Source organism: Lysinibacillus sp. FN11, from assembly GCF_024628845.1.
In the GTDB taxonomy this organism is placed as follows: domain Bacteria; phylum Bacillota; class Bacilli; order Bacillales_A; family Planococcaceae; genus Lysinibacillus; species Lysinibacillus capsici.
In genome coordinates, this window is the sequence record NZ_CP102383.1 from 4296517 (window position 1) to 4312237 (window position 15721).

Annotated in this window: 16 protein-coding genes; 3 read left to right on the plus strand and 13 right to left on the minus strand. The window is 35.9% G+C overall.

Annotated features, from left to right (window positions below; all coding sequences use genetic code 11):
• Positions 1 to 94: 94 nt before the first annotated feature.
• Together NP781_RS22580 and NP781_RS22585 are read right to left on the minus strand one after the other, a co-directional pair.
• The gene (locus tag NP781_RS22580) at positions 95 to 295 is read right to left on the minus strand and encodes a DUF951 domain-containing protein (RefSeq protein WP_257520877.1); all 201 of its coding nucleotides are present in this window, start codon (positions 293 to 295) and stop codon (positions 95 to 97) included.
• A 1-nt stretch (position 296) separates the two neighbouring features.
• Positions 297 to 1169 carry a mechanosensitive ion channel family protein gene (locus tag NP781_RS22585; RefSeq protein WP_257520878.1) on the minus strand — a complete coding sequence of 291 codons (873 nt, stop codon included), beginning with the start codon at positions 1167 to 1169 and terminating at the stop codon, positions 297 to 299.
• Positions 1170 to 1260: 91 nt separating this feature from the next.
• Between NP781_RS22585 and yyaC the strand changes: the two genes are divergently transcribed.
• Positions 1261 to 1893 (plus strand): spore protease YyaC, encoded by a 633-nt coding sequence (yyaC, locus tag NP781_RS22590; protein ID WP_004233333.1) that lies wholly within the window; start codon positions 1261 to 1263, stop codon positions 1891 to 1893.
• On the opposite strand, the gene NP781_RS22595 is transcribed toward yyaC, so the two are convergent.
• The 11 genes from NP781_RS22595 to rpmH form a co-directional block, all read right to left on the minus strand.
• Positions 1813 to 2526 (minus strand): DUF554 domain-containing protein, encoded by a 714-nt coding sequence (locus NP781_RS22595; RefSeq protein WP_004233330.1) that lies wholly within the window; start codon positions 2524 to 2526, stop codon positions 1813 to 1815. The genes yyaC and NP781_RS22595 overlap by 81 nt on opposite strands.
• A gap of 77 nt (positions 2527 to 2603) precedes the next feature.
• Complete coding sequence (locus tag NP781_RS22600) at positions 2604 to 3452, minus strand: ParB/RepB/Spo0J family partition protein (protein ID WP_221682471.1); 849 nt, start codon at positions 3450 to 3452, stop codon at positions 2604 to 2606.
• Positions 3445 to 4206, minus strand: a complete 762-nt coding sequence (locus NP781_RS22605; RefSeq protein ID WP_004233325.1) for a ParA family protein — start codon at positions 4204 to 4206, stop codon at positions 3445 to 3447. The genes NP781_RS22600 and NP781_RS22605 overlap by 8 nt, the downstream gene beginning before the upstream one ends.
• Positions 4207 to 4429: 223 nt before the next feature.
• Positions 4430 to 5329, minus strand: coding sequence for a nucleoid occlusion protein (gene noc, locus NP781_RS22610; RefSeq protein ID WP_257520879.1), 900 nt, complete (start codon positions 5327 to 5329; stop codon positions 4430 to 4432).
• A gap of 179 nt (positions 5330 to 5508) precedes the next feature.
• A complete protein-coding gene (gene rsmG / locus NP781_RS22615) occupies positions 5509 to 6225 on the minus strand; it encodes a 16S rRNA (guanine(527)-N(7))-methyltransferase RsmG (RefSeq protein ID WP_004233322.1) in 717 nt (238 codons plus the stop codon).
• 115 nt (positions 6226 to 6340) lie between these two features.
• A complete protein-coding gene (mnmG, locus tag NP781_RS22620) occupies positions 6341 to 8233 on the minus strand; it encodes a tRNA uridine-5-carboxymethylaminomethyl(34) synthesis enzyme MnmG (RefSeq protein ID WP_257520880.1) in 1893 nt (630 codons plus the stop codon).
• Positions 8234 to 8260: 27 nt separating this feature from the next.
• The gene (mnmE, locus tag NP781_RS22625; RefSeq protein ID WP_221682473.1) at positions 8261 to 9646 is read right to left on the minus strand and encodes a tRNA uridine-5-carboxymethylaminomethyl(34) synthesis GTPase MnmE; all 1386 of its coding nucleotides are present in this window, start codon (positions 9644 to 9646) and stop codon (positions 8261 to 8263) included.
• Between the two features lie 245 nt (positions 9647 to 9891).
• Positions 9892 to 10677 (minus strand): RNA-binding cell elongation regulator Jag/EloR, encoded by a 786-nt coding sequence (jag, locus tag NP781_RS22630; protein ID WP_257520881.1) that lies wholly within the window; start codon positions 10675 to 10677, stop codon positions 9892 to 9894.
• Entirely contained in the window at positions 10674 to 11444 is a 771-nt protein-coding gene (yidC, locus tag NP781_RS22635) for a membrane protein insertase YidC (RefSeq protein WP_025115704.1), read from the minus strand. Before yidC ends, jag begins: the two co-directional genes overlap by 4 nt.
• A gap of 373 nt (positions 11445 to 11817) precedes the next feature.
• A complete protein-coding gene (gene rnpA, locus NP781_RS22640; protein ID WP_004233316.1) occupies positions 11818 to 12162 on the minus strand; it encodes a ribonuclease P protein component in 345 nt (114 codons plus the stop codon).
• A gap of 100 nt (positions 12163 to 12262) precedes the next feature.
• Positions 12263 to 12397, minus strand: a complete 135-nt coding sequence (rpmH, locus tag NP781_RS22645; protein WP_004233310.1) for a 50S ribosomal protein L34 — start codon at positions 12395 to 12397, stop codon at positions 12263 to 12265.
• 547 nt (positions 12398 to 12944) lie between these two features.
• Between rpmH and dnaA the strand changes: the two genes are divergently transcribed.
• Together dnaA and dnaN are read left to right on the plus strand one after the other, a co-directional pair.
• Entirely contained in the window at positions 12945 to 14339 is a 1395-nt protein-coding gene (gene dnaA, locus NP781_RS22650; protein ID WP_369700628.1) for a chromosomal replication initiator protein DnaA, read from the plus strand.
• Positions 14340 to 14508: 169 nt separating this feature from the next.
• Positions 14509 to 15645: a DNA polymerase III subunit beta gene (gene dnaN / locus NP781_RS22655; protein WP_004233305.1), complete on the plus strand. Its 1137-nt coding sequence runs from the start codon at positions 14509 to 14511 to the stop codon at positions 15643 to 15645.
• Positions 15646 to 15721 lie beyond the last annotated feature (76 nt).

The window sequence follows — 15721 nt, forward strand, 5'->3', positions numbered from 1 at the left end:
TGGACACAACCTTTCTATACTCAGTTCAAATTTTCTCTCATATAACCTTATCTATTATATTGATTCACCCAGAAAAAGTCTAATATGCCTGATGTTACGATTCTTCCGCAGAAAATAAAACCTTTTTCATTTTTTTCTCAAATTCACGACGTGGAATCATGACACTATGCTGACATCCTTCGCATTTGATACGTACATCCGCCCCCATACGAATGATCCTCCATTTGTTGGTACCGCATGGATGTTGTTTTTTCATTTCAACAATATCATTTAAACCAAATTTTTTTGCCTCCATCTTACACACTTCTCCCCTCATCTTTGCCATAGAACATCATTTTTGGATAGACCATTGGTATATTATTTTCTTCAAAGAGTTTCGTAATATCGCGGCGTATGGTACGTGCTACTCCATATTGTTGCTGCGGTAATGTTTCAGCAACTATACGAATGGTTACTTCTGTCCCTTTAACATTTTGCACACCTAGAAATACTGGAGCTGCAATTAATTCTTTATGCATCTTAGGCAATGTCTCTAAATACTTATTAATAATCCCTTCTGCTTTCTCAAAATCAGCATCCGTGGCCATTTGTAAATCTATAAAAATTTTGGAGTTGTTTACAGAATAATTGATGACTTCGCCTATGGCACCATTAGGAATGATGAACTGTTCACCAGTAGCACCATTAATTTTTGTTGTACGTAAGCCAATTTCTACAACCGTACCTTCTGCTGCATTTATTTTTATATAATCGCCTACACCAAACTGGTCTTCAAAAATAATAAAGAATCCAGTAATAACATCCTTTACTAAGCTTTGAGCACCAAAACCTATTGCTAAACCAACAATTCCTGCACCCGCTAATAAACCTGCTACCTTTATATTTAAGGAAGAAAGTATACCAATGATTGCAGAGAAATAAACGACATAGGAAATCACACTTTGTAATAATCTTGAAATTGTTCGTTGGCGTCGTTCTGAGTGGCTCAATGGTGAACGCATACGGATTAAAAACACTTTTTTAATAAATTTTTTACCTAATCTTACAGCTATCCACGATACTAATAGAATGAGCAAAATTTCTATAGATGCATCAATCACTTGTTCCCAAAGATCCTGAGATGTGAGCTTGTCCCAGTATTTCTCCATTAACTTTTTATTCTTTTCCATCATTACCACCTCTTGAATAACTTGCTAAAAATTTGCGTATACTGCATAAAAATTGAGCACTTCTAAAAATAAAAAGAAAGTGAGTTTTTTTATGAATACTATACCAAATTTGTTACTACCTTATTCCCTTCATCATGAAAGTAAAAATGCTGTTTGGCAATTAAGTACATTATTTTTAGAACATATACCGTTTCATCATGAAAGACTAATTTTTTGTTGTATTGGCAGTGATCGATGTACGGGTGATACACTTGGACCATTAACTGGTAGCTTTTTAAAAAAATCTGTTAGCTTTCCTTATGAAATTGTAGGTTCCTTAGAAGATCCTTTACATGCTCTAAACCTAAATTCTACAATGCAACAGCTACACAATCATACTACAAAACCATTCATTATTGCGATTGATGCCTGTCTCGGTAGTGAGCAAAATGTTGGTCATATTTCAGTTCAAAGTGGACCCATCTTCCCTGGAAAAGCTGTAAAAAAAGAATTACCCCCAATTGGAGACATTTCCGTGAAAGGAATCGTCAATATTGGAGGCTTTATGGAAATGCTTGTTTTACAAAATACAAGACTTCATATCTCTTATGCAATGGCTGAAAAGCTTTCTAGAGCATTATTACTGGCTGCTCATCGTTATTCACTAAAAAATGTAGAAGAAAGCCACCATAATACCAACAATGACGATACCTGGCAGCAAGTTAGCAGCTTTGATCTTAGCTAAGCCTGCAATGTTTAACCCTATTGCCATAATCATAACCCCGCCAACAGCCGTCATTTCTGTAATGAACATTTGCAGTGCAGCATCAGGGATAAAGGAACTTATAACACCTGCAAAAAGAGCTATTAATCCTTGATAAACAAAGACAGGTACAGCGGATAGCAGTACACCTATACCTAATGTCGATGCTAGAATAATGGATGTAAATCCATCTATTAATCCTTTTGTAATGAGTACATTATGATCATTACGAAGACCACTATCAAGAGCACCTATAACAGCCATTGATCCTACAACAAAAATTAGTGAGGCAGTTACAAAGCCCTCTGCTATGCTAATTTGATTTTGGTCATCCCGTTTTGTACGAAATAAACTCTCTACCCATTTACCAAGACGATTCATTTGTTTATCTAAATCTAACCACTCACCTATTACTGTACCTACCACTAAACTTACTACCAATATAATAAAATTATCACTTTCAAAGCCCATTTTTATCCCTAATAATGTGACGGCTAAACCAATGATAGAAAGGACCGTAGATTTCATAGATTCAGGGATATTTTTAAAAATCCGCCCTACTAATGCTCCTGCTATAATTAACACAGCATTTATCAATGCCCCTAGTAATACCACACTTAAGCCTTCTTTCTCTCTAAAAAATAGAGAGCGCCTATTGCTTGGCGCTCTGATTAAGTTATAGAAATATTATTTTATTCTTCTTGTATGTTTAATATTTCCAATATACGTTCTAAATCATCTTCAGAATAAAATTCAATTTCTATTTTCCCTTTATTATTTGTTTTCTTTATTTGAACATTTGTTCCAAAGTAATCTCGTAATTGTGACTCCTTTGCAGTTACAAAGATATCTTTTTTCTTAGGTGGGATTGTTTCACGTGAAACTTCTTCATTTAAGTTTTGCACTAATAATTCAACTTGACGTACATTCAATCCCAGAGATATTACCTTATTAGCCACTTCTGATATTCTTCTTTTATTTTTCAAGCCCAGTAATGCCCGTCCCTGCCCCATCGATAAAGTTCCATCATTCATCAATTTACGTACATCTTCTGGTAATGCCAGTAGCCGAACATGATTGGCAATATGTGGTCTACTTTTTCCTAATCGTTTCGATAACTCTTCCTGTGTTAAATGTAAGTTTTCCATTAAACTCTGGTAGGCTTCTGCTTCTTCAATTACAGTTAAATCCTCACGTTGGAGGTTTTCTAAAATAGCTAGCTCCATCATTTGTGCATCAGATAGCTCTTTTATAATGACAGGAATCACCTCGAGGCCAGCTAATAGGCAAGCTCTGTAACGACGCTCCCCCGCAACAATTTCAAACTTGCGTGCTTTTTTACGCACGGCAATTGGCTGCAAAATTCCATGTTCTTTAATAGAATCAGCTAATTCTTGTAAACTTTCTTCATCGAAAATTTTACGAGGCTGAAATGGGTTCGCAACAATTAAATCTAATTGGATTTCTTCCACTTGACCACTGTGTTCTAGAGACTCTCCTGGAAATAATGCCCCAATACCCTTTCCTAGACCTTTAGCCATTTTTAATCACTTCCCTCGCCATCTCTAAATAAACTTCTGCACCTCTAGATTTTGCATCATAAGTGATGATTGGTTGACCATGACTTGGTGCCTCACTTAATCGCACATTACGAGGAATTATTGTTTTATATACTTTATCTTGGAAATACTTTTTCACTTCATCAATAACTTGCAAACCTAAGTTTGTGCGTGCATCTAGCATTGTTAATAAAACGCCATCGATGTAAAGCTGTTGATTTAAATGCTTTTGAACGAGGCGAACTGTTGATAGTAATTGACTTAACCCTTCCAATGCATAATATTCACATTGTACAGGAATAATGAGCGCATCTGAAGCTGTTAACGCATTGATTGTTAAAAGCCCTAAAGATGGTGGACAGTCAATAATTATATAATCGAAATCCTCTTTCACATTTTGTAATGCATGTTTTAAACGTACTTCTCTGGAAATAGTTGAAACCAATTCAATTTCTGCACCTGCAAGTGAGATTGTTGCTGGCACGATAGATAAATTTTCTACATTTGTTTTTTGAATGACATTTTGAACATCTTCATCATCAATGAGCACATCATAAATGCAACCCTGTATTTCTCCTTTATTAATACCAAGTCCACTTGTTGTATTCCCCTGCGGATCAGTATCAATTAAAAGCACTTTCTTACCTAAGTATGCTAGGCAAGCGCTCAAATTGACCGAAGTTGTTGTTTTACCTACGCCACCCTTTTGATTGGCGATTGCTATAATTCTACCCATTTAAAAGCACCTGCTTTCATCTATCAAAGTTTACTTTGACAAATCATTTGTAAAATCACTATTTAATCCGCTATCTAACTTTCATTCTATCAAAAAATTTGAAGAGAGTTGTATAAAATATTAAGAATATATACAAAAAAGGAGATATCTCTATTAACCTTCTGAGATATCTCCCTTGTACAGTGATAAATTTGATCACAGATTATTTTTCTAAAATAATTTATTACACTTTTTTCTTTTTAGGAATCTTCACTGTAATTTGATAGTATTCTTCTGTATCTTCTTCTTCAGTTTTCACTGTAATCCCACTTTTTGTTACCATCGTTAATGACTGTTTGATGGTATTCAAAGCAATACGTACATCTTTACTTATAGCTTTACGTTTTGGTTTAGCTTTCTTTGGAATTGATTCTTCCTGCTCATCAGCTACAGGATGTAATATAGCCTGGATTTGCTCCTCTAACTGTCGCACATTCCAATCATTTTCAATTGCTAGCTGTAAAATTTCTAGTTGCAATGGTTGATCTTTAATAGCAATTAATGCACGTGCATGTCGTTCAGATATTTTTCGCTTCAAAATAGCTTGCTGTACTTCATCTGGCAGCCTTAATAAACGTAATTTGTTGGCTACAGTGGATTGTCCTTTTCCAAGTCTTTGGGCAAGAGCTTCCTGTGTTAGCTCATGAAGCTCTAATAATTTTTGATAGGCTACCGCTTCTTCAATTGCAGTTAACTCCTCACGCTGCAAGTTCTCTATTAACGCAATAGATGCTGTTTCCTTATCAGTTAAATTACGTACAATAGCAGGGACCTCTGTCCATTGTAGCTTTTTCATCGCTCGATAACGACGCTCACCAGCGATAATTTCATATTGATTGTCTGATGTTTTACGTACAACAATTGGCTGAATCACACCATGTGTATGAATGGTTCTTGATAATTCTTCAATTTTTTCATCATCAAAAATAGTACGTGGCTGAAAACGGTTAGGTACAATTTGATCAATAGGCAACTTTATGACTTCTTCCGCTGCATGAACCGCCTCTGCTTGTTCTACTTTATTTTTCACAATAGGCTCTGTTTTACTTCCGCCTCCAAAAAAACGTGAAAAAGGACTTTTCATCCAAGTGGCACCACCTTTAAGTAACTATCTTGCTCTGTGTCATTCTATTATTATTTATTATATTTCTTTAAATGTATATAGTTCATAGATGTCTTTTGCGTGAACCATCCATAACTAGTATGTATGCTCAAAATAGAAAAAATATTTTCCACTTTGAGAAGTTTCACATGAAACACTAATTATTGAATCGGTGTTTTATTTGGTACACCTGGCTTACGCGGATATTTTTTCGGTGTTCCTTTTATTTTATCAAATATATATAAAATGCGTTCACTTTCTTCAACAGGTAGCTTGAAAGAAAATTCCTCTCTCAGTTTAACACCTAATGTTGTTAAAGCTTTTTTAGCATCCTTTAATTCTTCTGCCCCAGCTGCGGCTTTTAAAGCAACAAAATATCCCTCTTGTTTCGCTAAAGGTACACATAACTCTGCTAGAACTGATAAACGAGCTACAGCACGTGCTGTTACCACATCAAATTGTTCGCGGTATTTTAAATTTTGACCAAACTCTTCCGCTCGAGCATGTACAAAATGCATATTCTCTAATTGTAACTCATCACTTAAATGATTTAAAAAGGTAATTCTTTTATTTAAGGAGTCGACAATTGTAACTTGTAAATGTGGGAAACAGATTTTTATTGGGATACTTGGGAAACCAGCTCCTGCCCCAACATCACAAACAGTTATGACTTTTGAAAAATCAAAGTAAAATGAAGGACTAATCGAATCGAAGAAATGCTTTAAATACACGCCTTCTAAATCTGTAATGGCAGTTAAATTCATCTTTTCATTCCACTCAACAAGTAATTCAAAATACTTTTTAAATTGAGCAATCTGTATATCAGAAAGTTCGATCCCTTTCTCTTTCAGAGCCTCAATAAATTGTTGTTCGTTCATGTAAAGTCTCCTTTGTTGATCTAGCTATACAACTCCAACTAATAGTATAGCCTTAAAAATAGGAAGCGGGCACAATGGTATGCCCGCCTCTTATTTACTTTACTGTTGTTGATGATCAGCTGCTTACTTTCGCAATTTTACCTTGTTCAATATAAACAAGCAGAATTGAAATATCAGCTGGATTAACACCAGAAATACGAGAGGCTTGCGCAATAGACAGTGGTGTAACTTGTTTTAATTTTTGACGCGCTTCTGTTGCTAAACCTGAAATAGCATCGTAATCAATATTCTCAGGAATTTTTTTGTTTTCCATTTTGTGTAGTTTCTCTACCTGTTGCAATGCTTTTTCGATATAGCCTTCATATTTAAGCTGAATTTCAATTTGTTCTTTTACTTCATCCGCCAATTCAATTTCTGCCGGAATTAAAGAAGAAATTAACTCATAATGCATTTCAGGGCGTTTTAATAAATCTGCACCACGTATACCGTCTTTTAATTCACTACCACCAACAGAACGAATAACAGATTGTGTGGCTTCATTTGGCTTAATAATGACTTCACGAAGACGTGCAATTTCATTTTCAATCAGCTCTTTTTTCTCATTGAAACTAGCATATCTTTCTTGTGGAATCATCCCCATGTTATAAGCTAACTCTACTAATCGTAGATCTGCATTATCGTGACGTAATAGTAAACGATACTCTGCACGAGATGTTAATAAACGATATGGCTCATTTGTTCCTTTAGTCACTAGGTCATCGATCAAAACGCCAATATAAGCATCAGAACGGCTTAAAATTAATTCGTCTTTACCTAATACACTAGCAGCTGCATTCATGCCCGCCATTAAGCCTTGCGCGGCAGCTTCTTCATAGCCAGATGTACCGTTAATTTGACCTGCTGTATATAAGCCTTTAATACGTTTCGTTTCTAAAGTTGGCCATAATTGTGTTGGCACAATTGAATCGTATTCAATAGCATAACCAGCACGCATCATTTCCGCATTCTCTAAGCCAGGTATAGATTTTAGTAAACGTGTTTGAACATGCTCTGGTAGGCTTGTTGACAAACCTTGAACATAAACCTCACGTGTATTGCGGCCTTCTGGCTCTAAGAAGATTTGATGTCTTGGCTTATCATTAAAACGTACAACTTTATCTTCAATAGATGGACAATAACGTGGACCTGTCCCTTTAATCATCCCTGAGTACATCGGTGAAAGATGTAAATTTGCTTCAATAATTTCATGTGTTTCAGGGCTTGTGTATGTTAACCAGCAAGGTAGCTGATCCATGATGAATTCAGTCGTTTCAAAACTAAATGCACGTGGAACATCATCTCCTGGTTGAATCTCTGTTTTGTCATAGTTTATTGTACGATTATTCACACGTGGTGGTGTACCTGTTTTAAATCGAACTAGGTCAAAACCTAGCTCTTTTAAATTATCAGCTAAGCGAATTGACGGTTGCTGGTTATTAGGACCACTTGAATATTTAATATCACCGATTATGATTTCACCACGTAGGAAAGTACCTGTTGTCACGACGACTGTTTTAGCACGATAAACGGCACCAATTTGTGTAATGACCCCTTTTACTTCCCCATCTTCAATAATTAACTCTTCAACCATCCCTTGATGGATTGTTAAGTTTGGTGTTTCCTCTAATACTCGTTTCATTTCCTGTTGATACAAAACTTTGTCCGCTTGTGCGCGCAATGCACGTACAGCTGGGCCTTTCCCTGTATTCAACATTCGCATTTGAATATGCGTTTTATCTATCACTTTCCCCATGACGCCTCCTAAAGCGTCAATCTCACGTACGACAATTCCTTTGGCAGGACCACCAATAGATGGATTACATGGCATAAATGCAATCATATCTAAATTGATTGTTAGCATTAATGTGTTAGCGCCCATTTTAGCCGCAGCATGTGCAGCTTCTGAACCTGCATGACCAGCACCAATCACAATCACATCAAACGTGCCTGCCTCATATTTTGTTGGCATGCTCGTACCTTCCTTTCTTTCTAAAAATTATTTTCCTAAACAGAACTGAGAAAATAGTTGATTGATGAGGCTTTCTTGAACAGTATCACCAATGATTTCGCCAAGTATTTCCCATGTTCTTGTTACATCAATTTGTACCATATCGACTGGTACACCATCCTGTGCAGCTGCTATTGCATCTTCTACCGTTGCTTGCGCTTGGTGCAGAAGGGCAATATGTCTTGCATTTGAAACATATGTTAAATCGCCCGCTTCGATTTGTCCCTCAAAGAATAATGCAGCAATGGCTTCTTCTAGCTCTGTAATACCTTCCTCTTGTAGCAGAGAAGTTGTTACAATGCGATGCTCACCAGCTAATTCCTTGACATGAGCCAAATCAATTTTTTGCGGTAAATCTGTTTTATTGACAATGACAATGTAATCCATCGCTTCAATTGTTTCGAATAGACGCTCATCCTCAGCAGTTAATTCATCTGCATAGTTTAATACAAACAGAATTAAATCAGCTCCACGAAGAGCTTCCCGTGAGCGTTCTACTCCAATTCGTTCAACAATATCTTCTGTTTCCCGAATACCCGCTGTATCCACTAAACGAAGTGGAACACCTCGGACATTGACGTACTCCTCTATAATATCACGAGTAGTCCCTGCAATATCTGTCACTATGGCCTTATTTTCTTGTACTAAGCTATTTAATAGTGAAGATTTCCCAACATTCGGACGACCTAAAATAACTGTTGATAATCCCTCACGTAAAATTTTTCCTTGAGAAGATGTTTGCAAAAGTTTTATAATTTCATTTTTTACCCATGTACATTTCTCTACTAATACAGGTACAGTCATTTCTTCTACATCATCATACTCTGGATAATCTATATTAACCTCTACTTGGGCTAATGTCTCTAGTAAAGCTTGGCGCAAATCACCAATAAGTCTCGATAATTTTCCATCCATTTGACCCAGAGCCACATTCATCGCACGATCTGTTTTAGCTCTTATCAAATCCATTACTGCTTCAGCCTGTGATAAATCAATACGTCCATTTAAAAAGGCACGTTTTGTGAATTCACCTGGCTCAGCTAGCCTTGCTCCATTTGTTAAAGCAAGTTGCAACACGCGTTTGACTGAAACTAATCCACCATGACAGTTTATTTCAACTACATCCTCACGTGTGAATGTTTTTGGCCCACGCATCAGCGATAGCATTACTTCCTCTACTACCTCATTAGTTTTAGGATCGACTAAATGTCCATAATGAATAGTGTGCGAATCTTTGGTTGTTAAACTTTTTCCCCCGGGTGATTTGAATATTTTATCTGCAATCGTCACAGCCTCGTCTCCACTTAAACGAACGATGGCTATGGCACCTTCACCCATCGGTGTGGATATCGCAGCAATTGTATCGAACTCCATTTAATGACCTCCTCAACGTTATCCACATGTGGATAATCAAAACCGACCAATACTTACTAACACCTTAGACTAACATATTTTCAACAAAATCTAAAGTAAGGATCATTTCCAAATGTGGATAAAATCAATTTTTCGCTAATCCTATTTTCGACAAAATTTGCTATGTTTCATTAAAAAAGGTCATTTTATCTAAAAGATAAAATGACCTTTCAAAATATATTGTCTGTATGATTATGTGAAACAGTTTAATTATTTTTTACTGGTTCTATTACTAAATAACGATTAGGCTCGGTACCTTCTGAATACGTTTCAAGATCTAGACGATTTGCTAATTGATTATGAATTATCTTTCGTTCGTAAGACGGCATTGGTTCAAATGCCACACGTTGATTTAAGCGTAATGCTTTATCCGCCATTCGATCCGCAAGTAATTCTAAAGCTACTTGTCGACGCTCGCGATAATTTTCTACATCCAGTTTCACCATTAAGAACTGCTTTGCGCTTTTATTTAATACGAGTTGCGTTAATTGCTGTAAGGAATTTAATGTTTGACCTCGTTTCCCTATAAGCAGGGCAGCTTTCTCACTTTTGAGTTGAAATAATACATATTTCCCTTCGCGTGTCGTAGCAATTTCAAGATCATGAATAGCCAATTGTTCAGCGATACTACTTAAATAAGCCTTTGCCTCTTCAATTGGATTTGCTGAGTCTCCATCCTCATCTTGTTCTTTAACGACTTGTTGAACTTCTTCCATTTCACTTGGTTGTTCAGAAACTTGTGAACTTAGTGTTTCAACATCATCTACTACTGTTACTACCTGCAATTGAGCATTGTCGCTTTCAATTGTCGGAACCTGAACTTCTTTTACTGTTACACGTACCTCTGCAGAACGTGCACCAAAACCTAAAAATCCTTTTTTACCTTCTTGTAAAACTTCAACATCTACTTGTTCACGGGTTTTGCCAAGTTTCTGTAACGCCAATGAGATCGCTTCTTGTGTTGTTGCGCCTATTTGCGTAAGTTGTTTCACTTTTTAGCCCCTCCATTTTGAGCAGGTTGTGTTTTATCTTTATTCCAGGGTTTATAAATGTACAAGTTTTGGAAAATCGAAATAATGTTTCCGATTACCCAGTATAATGATAATGCAGCTGGTAAGGCCATACCAAAACCAATAATCATGAATGGCATAATATACATCATAATTTTCATTTGAGGATTATCCATTGCTGGTCCTGTACGTAACACGATAAATTGCATTAAGCCAGCTGTAATAGCTAATGCAGGTGCAGGATCTGCTAGCGGGAAGATAAAGAAATTCCCTAGATCAAATGTTGATGTTGCATTCATACGGCTAATTGCATGATAGAAACCAATTAAGATTGGCATTTGAATGATTACTGGTAAGCATCCTGCAAGTGGATTTACTCCAGATTCACTCATTAACTTCATCATTTCTTGCTGATATTGTTGTTGTGTCTGAGCATCCTTAGAAGCATACTTCTTTTGCAGTTCCTTCAATTTTGGTTGAATTTCTTGCATCTTTTTAGAACTCTTTGTTTGTTTGATCATCAATGGCAAAATTGCTAAACGAATAATAATCGTTACGGCAATGATCCCCCATGCATACGTACCTAGCAGATCAGCAAAGTATTTTATTGCTGATACCAACGGCCAAACAATGAATTCATTCCAGAAGCCTGTGCTATCTTTGGAAATTGGTTCATTGAATTCTGTACAACCAGAAAGTAGTAAGGCTACTGATACTAGTGACAAAATTACCCAATGTTGTTTTTTCAACCTTCTTCCCCCTACAATTCCTATTCACTTTTTCTTATTCTATATGCTTCTTTTTGTACCGACAGTTTCCTCTCACATAATCGGTTAAATGACAGTAGCCTTATCTTTATTTCAGTCCACTTTTGAGAGTCCTCGATGAAGATAAAGTTATCAGTTATTTTATCATGCCTATAACATTCACTCTACTAAATATTCTAACTACACACGCTTATTCCTAAGATAAGTTGTGAATTTTACATATTTTTAAGCGAAAACTCTCGCCAGGAATACCCCCGTGCGTATAATTCTCTTACATATAATTTTATGAAAAATCACATATTATCTATTCTATTGCTAACAGTACAGGCGTAATTTCACCACTTGGTTGCATACATTACACTTTTTTCATTACCTTTGCGATTCGTAGTACATGCTGCAAACTTTGTTTCACTTCATGAAAATCCATAGTGGCCGCCGGATGTCTGGCGATAATAACATAATCCATATTCGGCTTTAGATCATCTTTTAACTCATGAATACTTTGTCGAATATAGCGTTTTACTTGGTTGCGTGTTACCGCATTCCCAAGCTTCTTACTAACTGATAAACCTACACGAAATTCCGTTTGTCCCTCTTTTACTAAAAAATAAACAACAAACTGACGATTAGCGAAAGATTTACCTTTTTTAAACACCTTTTGAAAATCATCATTCTTCTTCACTCGTTGGCGTTTTTTCATTTCTTTCACCTGCTATTAGATAATATCTTTTGATCCTCATTTCTAGGTTTACCAAAAATAAAGAAAAAAAAGACCACTGATGTGGCTCAGTGGACTTATTTTATGCTGATAAAACTTTTCTTCCTTTACGACGACGAGCAGCAAGAACTTTGCGACCGTTTTTCGTGCTCATACGTGCGCGGAAACCGTGTACTTTGCTGTGCTTACGTTTTTTTGGTTGGTAAGTACGTTTCATTTATATAGACACCTCCTGATATGAGTTGAATTTTTCAACATACAGACTCGAATATTATATAAAGTATCTAGTTATTTTGTCAATGAATTTCACAAATTTCTTTTAATCGGTCGAACTATCTATTTATTCTATTCTTAATTTTCTAGTGTTCGGCTCCCTACTTAGAAATATTTTTTCTCCATAAACATAAAAATATTTATCCACAGAGTACTTGTTTTTTTTACACAGAGTTGTGTATAGTATTTTTTGCATTATTTTTTATCCACAACAATTATCTACAGGTTTCTCACATAAGCAGTGCTTGTGGACAACTATAAAGTGCATAACTGCAAGCTATGTGGATAAGTTTCACAAACTATTGAAATAGCTTTGTTTTTCTGATACGATTACTGTGCTTCACTTTGTTGAAAACTAAAACGAACATTTTAATTATCCACAACTGTTAATATGCTGTGGATAATTTTCATCACAGCCTTTGGTTAACTTTTATCCACAACTTGTGATTATGTGGACGAGTTATAAAATGAACGTATTTACAATTCTATAAATGCGATTTTTTTTTGTATTGAACACTGTAAAGGAGATTAGCAGCTTGGAACATTTAGAAGAACTATGGAACAATGTCCTGGCTCAAGTTGAACAAAAAATTTCTAAACCAAGCTTCGAAACGTGGCTAAAGTCTACGAAGTTACTATCTTACAATGGTAGTGGGTCCACTGTGACAATTGCTGCGCCAAATTCGTTTGCTCGAGACTGGCTTGAAAATCATTATATTCATTTGATTACAGGTATATTAACGGAGCTAACAGGCGAAGACTTGCTTATTAAATTTGTTGTTCAAAAAAACCAGGATTCGGACGATTTTGATTTGCCAGCGCCGATTATCCAAGCAAAAAATAATGAACATCATGATATTTCACCAGGTATGTTAAACCCGAAATATACTTTTGATACGTTTGTTATTGGCTCTGGTAACCGCTTTGCACATGCAGCTTCGTTAGCTGTAGCTGAAGCACCTGCTAAGGCATACAATCCATTCTTTATTTATGGGGGAGTAGGGCTAGGTAAAACCCACTTAATGCACGCTATTGGTCATTATGTACTAGAGCATAATCCAAATGCAAAAGTAGTGTATTTATCATCCGAGAAATTTACAAATGAATTTATTAACTCAATTCGTGATAACAAAGCACTTGATTTTCGCAATAAGTACCGCAACGTGGATGTACTGCTAATTGATGATATTCAATTCCTTGCTGGAAAAGAATCAACTCAAGAAGAATTTTTCCACACGTTTAATACTTTACATGAAGAATCCAAACAAATTGTTATTTCAAGTGACCGGCCTCCTAAGGAGATTCCAACTTTAGAAGATCGGCTCCGTTCACGTTTCGAATGGGGGTTAATAACTGATATTGCACCGCCCGATTTGGAAACTCGTATCGCTATTTTGCGTAAAAAAGCAAAAGCAGACGGTTTAGAGGTACCAAATGAAGTAATGCTTTATATTGCGAACCAGATCGACTCCAATATTAGGGAGCTTGAAGGTGCGCTTATTCGCGTCGTTGCCTACTCATCACTTGTAAACAAAGATATTACTGCGACATTAGCTGCCGAGGCCTTGAAGGATATCATTCCTAATTCAAAACCGCGAACAGTGACAATATTAGACATTCAAAATGCAGTAGGGGAACATTTTAGTATACGTTTGGAAGATTTCGCTGCCAAAAAACGTACTAAATTAATTGCTTTTCCACGTCAAATCGCTATGTACTTATCACGCGAGTTGACAGATTTTTCGCTGCCAAAAATTGGCGAAGAATTTGGCGGCCGCGACCATACGACTGTCATACATGCGCACGAAAAAATATCTTCTATGTTGAAAAATGACGTGCAACTTCAACAAGATGTTAAACAAATTCGTAGTATGCTAGGCAAGTAATTGCTGTGGACAAACTAACTATTTAAACACAAACTTATACACAGTCTATCTACATGTGGATAGACTGATTTTATTCATATAAATACACTTATCCACAAATCCACAGGGCCTATTACTATATCTTTTTATTTTATATAAATAAATAATATAAATATGTGAGGGAAAACGAATGAAATTTGATATTTTACGTGACCGTTTATTAGAAGGTTTAAATGATGTCATGAAAGCAGTAAGTTCAAAAACAACTATTCCAATTTTAACTGGGATTAAAATTGATGTAACAGAGGAAGGTATCCGCTTAACTGGTAGTGATGCTGATATAACTATTCAAACATTTATTCCAGTAGAAGAAGATGGACAACAAATTATTCACATTACAGAAACAGGTTCAATTGTTGTACAAGCACGTATGTTTAATGAAATCGTACGTAAATTACCAACAAACGATGTTGAAATACAAGTAACACCTGGTTTCCAAACGCATATTCGTTCAGGGAAATCGGAATTCCATTTAATTGGCTCAGATGCAGCAGAGTATCCTTTGTTACCAGAGCTTACAGAAGATCAAAAATTTACTATTCCTGCTGATCTCTTAAAAACAATTATCCGTGAAACAGTATTCGCTGTTGCCACTTCAGAAAGTAGACCCGTGTTGACAGGTGTAAACTGGCAGATCAAAAATGAAACATTAATCTGTGTTGCAACAGATAGCCATCGTTTAGCAAGACGTAAAGTGCAACTCGAAAATTTACCAGAAGTTGAACATAGTGTAGTAATTCCAGGGAAAAGTTTGAATGAATTAAATAAAGTTCTTGAAGATTCTACAAATCTTGTCCAAATCGTTATTACAAGTCAGCAAGTATTATTTAAAACTGGTGATGTATTATTCTTCTCTCGCTTACTGGAAGGAAATTATCCTGACACAACTCGTTTAATTCCTGAAGAATATCAAACGAATGTAACAATTAATGGTAAATCTTTATTACAAGCTATTGACCGTGCATCACTTGTTGCACGAGGCGATCGTAATAATGTTGTCCGTTTTGAAATTTTAGATAACCAAGCAGTTGAAGTTTCTTCTAACTCTCCTGAAATCGGTAAAGTACAAGAAGAAATTCCTGTGGAAGCATTAGAAGGGGAAGGTTTGAAAATTTCATTCAGTGCAAAATATATGATGGAAGCATTAAAAGCAATAGATGGACAAGACGTAGTTATTCAATTTACCGGGGCAATGAGACCGTTTATTTTACGTTCCGTTCATGATGATGCTATTTTACAATTAATTTTACCTGTACGAACTTACTAAAGAATATAAGATCTGTTAAGATAGTCGCTCATAGTGACTATCTTTTTTTACTTATGGCGTAATTTTAGGTATGATA